This is a genomic window from Porphyromonas sp. C0026D3, assembly GCF_056590775.1.
Window position 1 is genome coordinate 75,696 of the sequence record NZ_JBWPWU010000006.1, and the last position, 12,587, is coordinate 88,282.

The 12,587-nt window shown below is 54.9% G+C and carries 8 protein-coding genes; all 8 read left to right on the forward strand.

All coding sequences use genetic code 11. From position 1 onward, the window contains the following. Positions 1-18: 18 nt before the first annotated feature. The 8 genes from AC1EK1_RS06165 to AC1EK1_RS06200 all read left to right on the forward strand — a co-directional run bounded on the left by AC1EK1_RS06165 (position 19) and on the right by AC1EK1_RS06200 (position 12,581). Positions 19-1,977 (forward strand): family 20 glycosylhydrolase, encoded by a 1,959-nt coding sequence (locus AC1EK1_RS06165; protein ID WP_480306183.1) that lies wholly within the window; start codon positions 19-21, stop codon positions 1,975-1,977. 82 nt (positions 1,978-2,059) lie between these two features. After that, entirely contained in the window at positions 2,060-3,079 is a 1,020-nt protein-coding gene (gene pta / locus AC1EK1_RS06170) for a phosphate acetyltransferase (protein ID WP_480306182.1), read from the forward strand. Between the two features lie 42 nt (positions 3,080-3,121). Then, on the forward strand, positions 3,122-4,336 hold the full coding sequence (locus tag AC1EK1_RS06175) for an acetate/propionate family kinase (RefSeq protein WP_480306181.1): 1,215 nt from the start codon (positions 3,122-3,124) through the stop codon (positions 4,334-4,336). 1,081 nt (positions 4,337-5,417) lie between these two features. Next, a complete protein-coding gene (locus tag AC1EK1_RS06180; protein ID WP_480306180.1) occupies positions 5,418-6,878 on the forward strand; it encodes a DUF3575 domain-containing protein in 1,461 nt (486 codons plus the stop codon). A gap of 11 nt (positions 6,879-6,889) precedes the next feature. After that, positions 6,890-7,915 carry a DUF5119 domain-containing protein gene (locus AC1EK1_RS06185; RefSeq protein WP_480307277.1) on the forward strand — a complete coding sequence of 342 codons (1,026 nt, stop codon included), beginning with the start codon at positions 6,890-6,892 and terminating at the stop codon, positions 7,913-7,915. Positions 7,916-8,000: 85 nt separating this feature from the next. Beyond that, entirely contained in the window at positions 8,001-9,200 is a 1,200-nt protein-coding gene (locus AC1EK1_RS06190) for a fimbrillin family protein (RefSeq protein WP_480306178.1), read from the forward strand. A gap of 196 nt (positions 9,201-9,396) precedes the next feature. Next, complete coding sequence (locus AC1EK1_RS06195; protein ID WP_480306177.1) at positions 9,397-11,796, forward strand: hypothetical protein; 2,400 nt, start codon at positions 9,397-9,399, stop codon at positions 11,794-11,796. A gap of 320 nt (positions 11,797-12,116) precedes the next feature. Next, positions 12,117-12,581, forward strand: coding sequence for an FAD synthase family protein (locus AC1EK1_RS06200; RefSeq protein ID WP_480306175.1), 465 nt, complete (start codon positions 12,117-12,119; stop codon positions 12,579-12,581). The last annotated feature ends 6 nt before the right edge of the window (positions 12,582-12,587 follow it).

Below are 12,587 nucleotides of genomic sequence, written 5' to 3' on the forward strand. Positions count from 1 at the left end.
TTTTCCCCATTTTCCAAGATGAAAAAAACGCTATTCCTACTGCTCACTTTCGTAGTCGGTTTTGCCACCTTTGCACAAAATGCCAAGCCCTTTGTCGTACCTGAGCTGAAGAGCTGGGTGGGTACCAAGGGGTACTTTTGGGTAACCCCACAGACTTCCTTGTCCTCCTCGCCTGAGCAAAAAGTGCTGCGCGACGACCTGGCACAACAACTCGAGATACTGCTCGGGCAGCCGGTCGTCACCGCTGAGGCAACTGCGCAGGGCGGTATCATCCTGGAGCAGGTGATTGATGCCGACCTCACCGCCACCAATGAGGCCTACCGCATCCTGATCACTCCCGACGAAGTGCGGATACAGGGAGGCAATACCGGATCCATACGGTGGGGGTGCCAGACGATACTCCAGATGCTGGAGCAAAATAGGGCACTTCCATGTGGGACGATCCTCGACGAGCCGGAGTATGCGGTGCGGGGATTCATGCTTGATGTGGGGCGCAAGTTCTTTGATACGAACTTTATTCGCGCCACCCTCAAGATGATGGCCTACTACAAGATGAATGTCCTGCACATCCACCTCAACGACAATGGATTCAAGCAGTTTTACGGCGACGACTGGGACAAGACCTACGCCGCCTTTCGCCTCGAGAGTGAGCGCTATCCGGGGCTGACCGCCAAGGATGGACACTATACCAAGGCTGAGTTTCGAGCACTCCAAAAGGAGGCCAACGACCACTATGGCGTGACGATCGTACCGGAGATCGATGTGCCGGCTCACTCACTCGCTTTTGCGCACTACATGCCGGAGCTGGGCAGTGAGCAGTATGGACGAGACCACTTGGACCTTTTCAACCCCAAGACCTACGAGGTGCTCGACAATCTCTTCGACGAATACCTCTCGGGCGAGGACCCCGTCTTCGTCAACCGCTACGTGCATATCGGCACCGACGAGTACAGCAACAAGGACCAAAAAGTGGTGGAACAATTTAGAGCCTTCACCGACCACTACATCCGCAAAGTGGAGCAATACGGCAAAGTGGCGGCCGTATGGGGCAGCCTCACTCACGCCAAGGGCGAGACCCCTGTAAAGGTCGACAACGTCCTCATGTACTGCTGGAGCAAAGACTACTCCCTCACCTCCCAGATGATCGACCTGGGCTACGACATTGTCTCCGTCCCGGACAACTGGATGTATATCGTGCCGGCCGCCGGCTATTACTTTGACTACCTCAATATCCGCCGCATCTACAACGACTGGACGCCGGCCGTGACCGTCGGCGGTGAGGTCTTTGAGGAGCGTCACCCAAAGATCAAGGGCGGGATGTTTGCAGTCTGGAACGACCACTGCGGCAATGGTATCAGCGCACAAGATGTCTTTCACCGCATGTTGCCGGCCACACAGACAGTGGCGACCAAGATGTGGACCGGCAGGCATGTGTCACTGCCTTTTGAGCTCTTCGACACCAAGCGCAAAGCACTCAGCGCCGCACCCGGGGTGAACCTGCTTGGTCTGCCAAAGGGGCGGATCCCGGCCACCATAGCGGAGGTCGCCACCCCCAATCCCGGACTGCTTGCCCTACCTATGGATGAGATAGGGTACAACTACCGTGTCTCTTTTGACCTGCGCATCGGCAAAAATCCTGCAGGGACGGCACTCTTTTCGTCGCCATACAGCACGCTCTACCTGTGCGATCCCGAGAGCGGACGACTGGGCTACGAGCGGGATGGCTACCGCTATACCTTCGACTACACCGTGCCGATCGGACGCACCGTCAGCATAGCGATAGAGGGTACCAACCGTGAGACGAGACTCTTTGAGGATGGTCAGCTCATCCAGACACTTGGCATCATCCCACACCCCGAGGACAAGCACCTCGACCGTCCACGCCACTTCGTCCGGACCCTGGTATTCCCTCTGGCCAAGCTTGAGCCGATTCACGGCACACTGCGCAACCTCAGAGTCGACTATCTCGGCGACTGATAGCCCCTACGGAGTAAACACTTTTTGGTACTTTTGTGCGGAAGCAATATTTTCAACCACATATACTTAGTCACATCTCATCATGCACTTACTTGATACCTTGGTCCAAAAAGCCCAAAAGGCCCCCAAGACTATAGTCCTACCCGAGGGTACGGAAGAAAGAACACTCATTGCGGCCGATAGGATCCTCGCCAATGCTGTCGCCAAAATCATCCTCATCGGAGAGCCGGAGGCCATCCATGCCGAAGCCCAACGCCTAGGCCTCACCCACATCGACAAGGCCCGCATCATCTCCCCGACCCAAAACCCCGACAAACAAAAGCACGCCGACCTACTCTACGACCTCCGAAAGAGCAAGGGTATGACTCCCGACGAAGCGCTCAAAAAGGTGGAGGACCCCCTCTATCTCGCCACCCTGCTCATCAAGAGCGGTGAGGCGGATGGCGAAGTAGCCGGTGCGCAAAACACCACGGGCAACGTCCTCCGACCCGCACTGCAGATCATCAAGACCAAGCCGGGCGTACGTGTCGTGAGCGGTGCATTCATCCTCATCATGAATGAGGCCCTCAAGGGACACTACTATGGAGAGGATGGGATCCTGGTGCTGGCGGACTGCGCGGTCATGCCCGACCCCACAGCCGACGAACTGGCACAGATCGCTGTCTCCTCCGCTGACACTGCACGGGCCATCGTCGGGATCGAACCACGGATAGCCATGCTCAGCTTTAGCACCAAAGGGAGTGCCAAGCACGACCATGTGGACAAGGTCGTAGAGGCGACCCGCATTGCACACGAGCTGGCTCCCGCTCTGCAGATAGATGGCGAGCTGCAGGTAGATGCGGCACTTGATCCCAAGACCGGAGCGCAAAAAGCCCCCGGCAGCACAGTCGCTGGCAAGGCCAACGTCCTCGTATTCCCCGATCTCCAGAGTGGCAACATCGGCTACAAGCTCGTCCAACGCCTCGGAGGAGCCACAGCAGTAGGCCCCATCCTGCAAGGAATAGCACACCCGGTCAACGACCTCAGTAGAGGTTGCTCCGCCGACGACATCTACTACATGATCGCCATCACGAGCCTACAAGCCGCCGCGGCCGCTCATTGATCCCCCAAAAACACCAACCACACTCAGAAAAACAATCAAGACATGAAAATACTCGTACTCAACTGCGGAAGTTCCTCCGTGAAGTATAAGCTCTACGACATGGCCAACGAGCAAGTCATCGCTCAGGGAGGCGTGGAGCGTGTAGGGCAGGAAGGCTCCTTCCTAAAGTTCAAGGACAGAATGGGCGAGTCCGTCACGATCGAAAAATACCTACCCGAGCACACCACAGCGGTGGAGCTCATCCTGGAGACCCTCCAAGACCCCAAGCACAAGTACATCGACTCCATCAACGAAATCGACGCCGTAGGTCACCGAGTAGTGCACGGAGGCGAGACCTTTAGCAAAAGTACGCTCATCACCGATGAAGTGATCCAAAAGGTCAAGTCGCTCAGCGACCTTGCCCCCTTGCACAACCCCGCCAACCTCAAGGGCGTGGCCGCCATCTCCAAGCTCCTACCCCACGTGCCTCAGGTGGCGGTATTCGACACCGCATTTCACCAGACCATGGAGCCCTATGCCTACATGTACCCACTCCCCTATAGGATGTACAGCGACTACAAGGTACGCCGATACGGATTTCACGGCACCAGCCACCGCTACGTGAGCAAGCGCGGAGCCGCATTCCTCGGATTGGACTACGACACCGCACGCATCATCACCTGCCACATCGGCAATGGCGGATCCATAGCCGCCGTCCGTGGTGGACAAGTCGTGGACACCACCATGGGGCTCACCCCTGTCGAAGGACTGATGATGGGCACCCGAACGGGAGACATCGACCCCGGTGCACTCGTCTACGTCATGCAAAAAGAGGGCCTCGATGCGGATGGGCTCAACAAACTGGTCAATAAGGAGTCCGGTGTCCTCGGGTTCAGCGGTATCTCCAGCGATATGCGCGACATAGAGTCCGGCATGGAGTCCGGAGACGAGCGATCCATCCTCACCATGCAGATGTACAACCATCGGATCAAAAAGTACGTCGGTGCCTTTTTGGCCGAGCTGGATGGTGCCGATGCGATCATCTTCACCGGTGGTGTGGGCGAAAACCAGGCCATCACACGCGAGTACGTCTGCGACAATATGGACTACGCCGGTATCAAGATCGACAAGGAGCTCAACCGCAAGGTCCGCGCCAAGGAGGTACTCCTCTCCACACCGGACAGCAAGGTAAAGGTTGCCATCATCCCCACCGACGAGGAGTTGCTCATCGCCAAGGATACCCACGATATTGTACTGAGCCAAGACAAGGGACGTTGATCCCTCCTCGCTTTGGTGTGATAGGATAACCAACCATTGAGGGTGTGCCGAAACAATTGTTTTGGCACACCCTCTTGCTTTGTGTGCAACAGGCTCAAAAGCCTACCAAAAAGGCCCCAAAAACAGGCGATTTTTTGGCCAAAAATGCCTCCTTCGGTGAGTGTTGATAATCAGATAGTTATAGGTAGACTCGAGTTTTACGGATAGAAGCGAAAGTTTTCACGGATAGAAGCGAAAGTTTTCACGGATAGAAGCGATCAATTAGACGGATAGAAGGGGAAAACAACACCCAGTTTTGCGCCCCCAACTTTGCCGATCTGCTTTGCGACCCCTTGCGGGGTCGTGAGGTGGGGGCCGTTCTTTCCGGGGGTCATCGTCGGGGCTTTGGTCCCTCCTCGACCGCCCGGCTATGAAGGAGCGACCCCTTGCGGGGTCGGCAGCCCCTTTTTGTTTCCCCTCTGTCCGATCTGTTTTGCGACCCCTGTCGGGGTCGGCAGACCTTGCCATCGGATCCGTTATTTGGGCAAAGCGGGTCGGCAATATCGGGTCGGCAAAATTGGGTTGCAGCACCCCGTTAGGGGTGCCTCTTTCATAGCCCGGGTGTCGAGGGGCGCAGCCCCGAAGACCCCGGGACCGCAGTCGCCCCGAAAAAACACGACCCCGCCAGGGGTCGCAAAGCAGGGTGGACGGTTGTTGACTCCCGGTGGGGTCGTGAGGGTGATCATTTTTTGGGGGTTGATCCGGTGGTTTTTAAGTTTTTTTATCTGTTTTTTTTTGTTTTTGCTCGGCTTTTGTACTTTTGCTCGCTAAAAGACTGGTTTTGATCATGCCTTTGGTTTTGTAGATGGCTTGTCCTTTTTTCTTTCCCTTTTCATTGGGAAGGAGAAGAGACAGATTCGGGCCGAGTATCACTTATCCGTTGACTATTTTAGGTTAAAGCAATGATGGAGAAAGATAGAGCCGGTCTCAGACGAAATATAAGAGTGGAGCTTATCCGCACTCCTACTGTCGCATGACGGATGGGGGGCGGACTTGGGGAGACGGATGTTCCGCATTTTTTAGGATAAACATACAGATATAGATGATGGGTAGGACAATAGGTTGTTTGGGGAGCGCATTCGGTCGTCTGTTGCCGATGCTCCTTTTGCTCGTCAGTGCTCCTCTGCTGAGGGCACAGACTGTGACGGTCTCTGCCGGAGCAGTGGCCGGCCCGACTATACATGAGGACTCTGTGCAGGTGTACTTTGCACAGGGCAGTAGTCGACTGGATCCTCTGTTTGGGGAAAATGGCAGTCGCCTCCGCAGCTTTGCAAGTTGGTTCAACGAGCTGATCCGTGATGGCAAGGTGAGGCCCAAAGGCATCCGCATCGTCTCTACGGCCTCTCCGGAGGGGAGTGTGGCGATCAATGATCGTCTGGCCAAGAAGCGTGCCGATGCGATTGTGGACTATATGTATGGTCAGTGTCGCCTGTCGACGACGACTATCGATGTGCGGGGGCTGGGTGTGGACTGGAGTAGTCTGGCCACTATGGTGAGGGAGGACTCCTTCTTTCCCTACAAGGAGGAGACGATGGCCCTTTTGGCCACCGTGCCGGAGGGGGGCTTCCGAAACGATACAGATGCCTATCGGCTCAAGGTTCGCCTATCGGAGGTGGGAGGTGGTGTGCCCTGGCACTATATGGAGGAGCACTTTTACCCAAAGATGCGTCGGACGATGGTGCATGTGGTCTTTGAGCCCAAGCCGGAGCCGGAGCCATCTGTGGCGCATGTGGTGGACACTGTGCTGGTGAACCGAGTGGACACTGTGCTGGTGAACCGAGTGGACACCGTGCTGGTGAACCGAGTGGACACCGTGCTGGTGAACCGAGCGGATGCCGTGAAGGTGAACCAAGTGGACACTGTGGAGATAGTACGGGTGGATACCGTGGTGGTGGAGAAGTGTCCTGATCCTATTTTTGTGTCTATTCCCGGTTTTAGGCCGGAGCCCAAGCCTGTGCCTTTCTACATGTCTTTGCGGACCAACCTCCTCACGACGGTGGCACTTGTGCCCAATATCGGGGTGGAGTTTTACCTCCGGGATGGCTACTCGCTCCTGGGGTCGTGGAGTGCGGCTTGGTGGAAAAACGACCGCATACACACCTACTGGCGTATCTACGGTGGGGAGGTGGAGGTCCGTCGCTATTTTGGCAAAAAGGCGCAGGAGAAGCCTCTGCAGGGGCACCACTTGGGGCTGTATGGCCAGTGGTACAGCTGGGACTTTGAGGTCGGCAAGTGGCATCGTGGCTACCAGAGTGCCGATGGCACCTGGAGTGCCGGGCTAAACTACGGCTATGCATTGCCGATCGGGCGACGATTCAATCTCGACCTCGAGGTGGGAATGGGCTACCTGCAGGGGATCTACCAGGAGTGCCTGCCCCAGGTCTACGGTGGAGAGCTGCACTATGTATGGCAGGCGACCCGTCGATTGCGGTACTTTGGCCCCACCAAGGTGGGGGTCACGCTCACGTGGCTGCTGGGCTATGGCAACTATAATAAGAGGTGAGGAGGAGAGCTATGATGACCATGAATCCTATAGAATCGAGATATAAAGGACTGTGGGGGGCTATTGCCCACCTGTCAATCGTTTTGCCGTTGCTGCTCACGCTGCTTCTCCTCTGTGGTTGCCGGCACCGTCTCTTCACGATGCCCGATGCCGGTGGTGTGGAGGTGCAGGTGATCTACGATTGGGAGAGCACGGTGACCGAGCTGCCCAAGCAGATGAGCCTCTACCTCTTTCCGGTGGATGCCAATGGGGTGAAGCGTGGGGGTATGATGCGCTTCGACAGTGCGGACCCCAAGGGGCATGTGATCGCTGTGAGGCCCGGCCTCTACCATGCGATCTGCGTGAATAGCGATGTGCGCGGTACCTATATGCGCGGTGACGACTTTGAGCACTTCTTGGTGACCACGCAGGAGAATCGCCTCCTGCTCAACCGCCTGCTGAGCATGCCGGCGGTGTCGGTGCCTAGGGCGCGCGGTACGGAGGACGAAAAGGTGATGGAGCTGCCCGACCTGCTCTACTCCGACAAGGTGCGCTCTTTTGAGGTCTTGGCTCCCGAGAGTGGGACGACTCTGCACCAGACTCTCGTGATGAGGCCTCGCAAGGTGACCACTACGCTGCGGGTCATGATCGACCGGATCAAGAATAGCCGGCACCTGGCAAAACTGACCGGCACTCTCACCGGATTGGCGACCGGGTTGCACCTCAGTGGCCCAACCGCCACGGAGACCCTAGCCACACTCCCTTTTGCCCTCGCCAAGGAGGGTGAGGGGGCCACCGCCACGGTGGAGAGCTTTGGCCCGGCAGGGGGGGGCGGACCCATGCGTCACGTGCTGGTCGTCTATGCGATACTGGACAGCGGTGAGTCCTTCAAGGGTGAGTACGATGTGACCGACCTGATCCGACAGGCACCCGATCCACTCAATAGGACCATCCATATCCCTCTGCTGGAGCTGCCAACCCCGATCTATACGGGCAAAAAAGACCCCATACAGGTGGAGCAGTGGAAGGAGGTCAAGGTGCCTCTGCCTATGTGGTGATGATGAGATAAATTCTTTTTAGGGGGAAGCTAAAGTCTTCCCGGAGAGTATTTTTATTTTTAATTTCAATACGTTTTTTATCAACATGAAGAAAAACTACCTAATGCTTGCGGCTACTGCCGCATTGATGATGGCTTTCTCCGCCTGCAACAAGATGGAGACGATCAACGCCGTCAGTGAGGCGGGGAGCATCAGCTTCCGCACCAACCTCGACTACGCCCGTCTGCGTGGTACTGAGGTCAACCTAACCTCTATGCAGACCTCCGGCTTTCAGGTGCTTGCCGTGAGAGAAGCAGGTACGCAGCTATTCAACGAGCGCGTGACCTACAATACACCCATCCCCAATCGCTGGTCAACCGCCACTCCCTACTACTGGCCCGACAACGAGACGGTGAAGTTTTGGGCGTATGAAAACGCAGGTGCCGGCACAGCAAACGTCAGCACCACGGAACAAAAGATCAAGGACTTTGAGCCTGCAGCCGCTCATGGCTCCACAGAGGCAATGGTAGAGCTGCAGAAGGACCTGACCGTAGCCTACAACGAGGGTACCAAGGCTGCGAACGAGAGCACCGGCTTGGAGCTGACCTTCAACCACGCACTGGCTCAGATCGAGATCAAGGCCAAAAACGAAAACACAACCCGTGGTGTCAAAATCCTGGGTGTACAGATCGTCGGAGTGGATGGCAAGGCTACCCTCTCACTTCCGGCCAGCGGCACAGCGCTCGCATGGGCTGAAAACGAAGAGGTGAACGGTAGCAACGGCGCACACTACTGTGACCTCGGCAATGCAAACACCGCTGTGACACTCGACGGTACGCCAAAGCGAATCATGAAAACCGTAGAGGGCAACAACTTCATGCTGATCCCTCAGCAACTGACGGCCTGGAACTACAAGGAAGAGGCAGCAACCAAGGACTTCACAGGCGCCTACATCGCCGTGATGATGCAGGTGACCGAAAACGGTGCTCCTCTCTATCCAAGCTCAGCCCAGCTGGCCGCCAATGACCAGTCTTACATCATCGGTACTGTGGCGATCAACACCAAGTGGGAAGCCGGCAAGAAGTACATCTACACGCTGGACTTCACCAACGGTGTCGGTAACATGCCCCCCACAAAGCACCCTGAGCCAACACCCAACCCAGGTGTGACCCCCACACCTAGTCCCGTGGTGCCTCCTGTGACTCCTGTCCCTGATCCCGGAAAACCAATCCTAGGTCAGCCCATCACCTTCACTGTAGTGGTTACGGACTTTGAGGCCGTGGATGTACCGGTAGCAATGCCTTGATTATGAGTATGGCTGAATAGCCATCCCTAAAAAATATGCCGGAGGGGGTTGGACAACCTCAGCGGTTGGGGCCCTGTGCCTCTCCCCCTCCGGCAACAAAACAAAAGCGAGCTACGGACACCCGGGTACACCAGATAAGCCCCGCATACTCCACTGCTCGTGCACTCAACAGCCAAATAAGTAAGGGAAAAAAGATATGATACCAAATGGATCAATGAAAAGCGTGCAGCGCCGGTCGCTTTGGTCGGCCACGCTTGTGGCGGTAGCTCTCTCTCTGTCCGCTTGCAAGTCCGATATTGACTTCGGCCCCGGAGTCGGCTCGGGAGAGCTCTCCAACTCCATAGCCTTTCAGGTGTGGACGGATGATACTTTTGCCCCCCTGCCACATGGCAACGCCACACGAAGCGTTGAGAGCCACGACACCACCTACGTGGTGCCACTGGAGGTGACCCCGATCGGAGCAACGACTGCCGATACAGCCGACAAGCGTCCGCAGTACTACCTCCATATCCGGGTCTCCGACCGGGATAAAGCCCCTGACAACTCGTCACCCACTCGCGCTACCTTTTACGACACAAACACGATCGACAACGTTGGTTTTTATGCTGTCTCATGGAAAGCCGGCAATCGTGCTGCCACTGAAAGAAAACTGATTGTCAATGAAAAGTTGATCCGTCAGGCGCGCTATTTCATTAGCTCGTATCAATGGGTGTACGACATTCGCCCCGATGAATTGGCTGAGTTTTATCTTTACGCTCCGCACAATGCTCGAGGGGTGGATCTCAGTAGCATGAAGAGGGTAATATATAGATCTAGACCTGTTCCTGCACGTTCCGCTCAAAGCTTTGTCTACACAATACCCACTGAACCTGCAATGCAGCAGGATCTGCTCATTGGTGGGCTTACCGGTTCATTCCAAGATTTCCCTCATGGTCTGCCCGGTGATTATATGATTCGCATGCGAAATAGTTTAAATGGGTCTATCCGACTACCTATGTTTCATGCACTCACAGCACTGCGATTCGAACTAGAGGAAGGCTTCCTACCGGGGGTAGTGAAGAGTGTTGGCTTTCAGCAAGTTTGTCAAAAGGCTCGTTGTTTTTTCATCTCAGGTATTGTCCCGGGTAATGCGTTTTATGACAATTATCACTGTTATCCTGTGTGGAAGATGTATGATAATAGCTCGAAGCAGGACGTCACCATTCCGATCAACAAGAGCCATACAGGGGTTGCAGGCACGCAACTTCTCGAGGAGCCTTACCTGGTGATTCCGCAAGAACGGGGTGGCACGAAGATGACCCTGCAGGCCAGCGATCGCTATGGAGATTTTGAACTGACCTATACCTTCCCTGAGTTTACTGCATGGAATAGAGGTCAGCAGATCACCTATACCATCTCCACCTCGAATGTCATCGCCACTGAGTATGCGCTTGATGTTGACCATGATGCATTGCTCTTCCCCGACTCGTCCACTAATCCTAGCGTGAAGGTACGTGTCAAGGCGATCAAGAAGAGTGTACGTACTACAGGAGGTACCACCTCCACCGCCATTGAGGAGGAGCTTCCCCTCGACGACGTGGAGATCACCTCATCTGATCCCAACAATATATTCATCACGAGAGAGCCGGCAACGGGTAGCTTCAGGGTCAATGTCAGAGACCTCAGCTCCATGTATGAGCACTACGAGGGTTCTGTCACGGTCCAGATCAAGAGTGCTCTCACAGGCAACCAAGTGATCAAAAAGGAGCTTCCTCTATATCAGAGCTTCATGAATCCGCTCGCCTATTTTTCGGAGTATAACATGGCTGACCTCAATGGCACCTTTGCACCGGTAAAGCGGGGAGAGGGTGCTACGCATAAGTTCACCTGGGACGAAGCGATGACCTACGACACCACACCGGCCACACTTGATGGTAAGCAATACTACATGCCTACCTTCAAGGAGTGGAGCGCAGTCTTTCCCTCTGCATTTGAATATTATAGAGAAGGCTACCCGACACCTGTGTGCCCCATCTGGTTTGCTGCGATGTGGACCTCACCTGTAGACATGCAGCCGTATGAATTTCCTCAACCGACAATTGTTATCCCAGTGACTTTTGGAGGCAAAGACTACACGATGGAGTTTTGTTCGATATGTCGTATGGTGCGTAGGGATCCCGAATTCAGCAATTACACATACACCATCAGCACCATTACCTATAGCTTGTGTTCCGATCCGTCAAAGAAGATTTATGTGGCAGCTCGCTATTATATAATGAAAAGTTCAAAGCCAAGTAGTGGACAAGATCTGCGGGTTGAAATGTTGCGCACGGACAGACCACTTGATATTAGTGAGATAAAGGCAAAGGAGACTAAGGATCCATCGGACCCAACTTCCGAGAGTATTTTTACCAGTAGTCCAACGGTCATCACTCGGATCTTTCCTGTTTTTAATCATCGCTATGATAATTATGGGCATTTCTGGTCGTCATCTGTGGAAAAAAGCCTATTCTCCAAACCGAATGAGGCCGATGTTATGATGTTTGGTAACTTGTTTGTCAACATCGCCGGCCTTAAAAAGAGTGAAGGGGCTTCTATCCGCCTACTCACTAGGTAGAGCTAAGTGAGCCAATCTGCTCACGCTTTTCCCCACCTTCCCCCGTTTTGTGCCCGGTTGGGCCTTCGGGAGGGGGTGGGGTCGTTTTTTTTGATTGGGTCGGTAGCCCAGGGTTCGCCCCCAATAATTCAGAAAAACGGATGGGAGTGGAAGAGGTCTCCGGTACACGCTTTCGCCTCAGTTGTCTCTTCTGCCCGATATATTTTGGTATATTGTCGGAAACAACACTTCCACAGGCATCGGCGGTCCTCACTCTTGAGGGTGGGGCAAGCGTGCTATGGGAGGATAACCGGGTCTACGTGACAACTTTGCACCGATATATGTTCAGAGGAAAAACAATAGTGTACACATCAGGGACATTCGACATGTTTCATGCCAACCACCTGCGTATGATCAACTACGCACGTGCCTTGGGCGACATCCTGATCGTGGGGATCAGCACGGACGAGCTGGTCAAGAGCTACAAGCCCGCTCCCATCATCCCATTTGAGGAGCGGCGAGAGATCATCGAGGCGCTCAAGGCTCCCGACATTGTCATCCCACAGCACTCGCTCAACCATACGGAGATCGTCCGGAAGCTCAATATTGATGCTTTTGTGGTGGGTGACGACTGGGAGGGCAAGTATGATTACCTGCGGGACTTGGGTGTGCAAGTCTTTTATTTCCCCTACGGCACCGGGGTGTCGAGTACTCATATCAAGGAAGCAGTGGCAGAGTCCTACCATGCTCGTCTGGTCAAGGAGCAGGCCCAAAAGCCCAATCCCGAGAAAGAGGAGCTCCGGTAAAGTCGC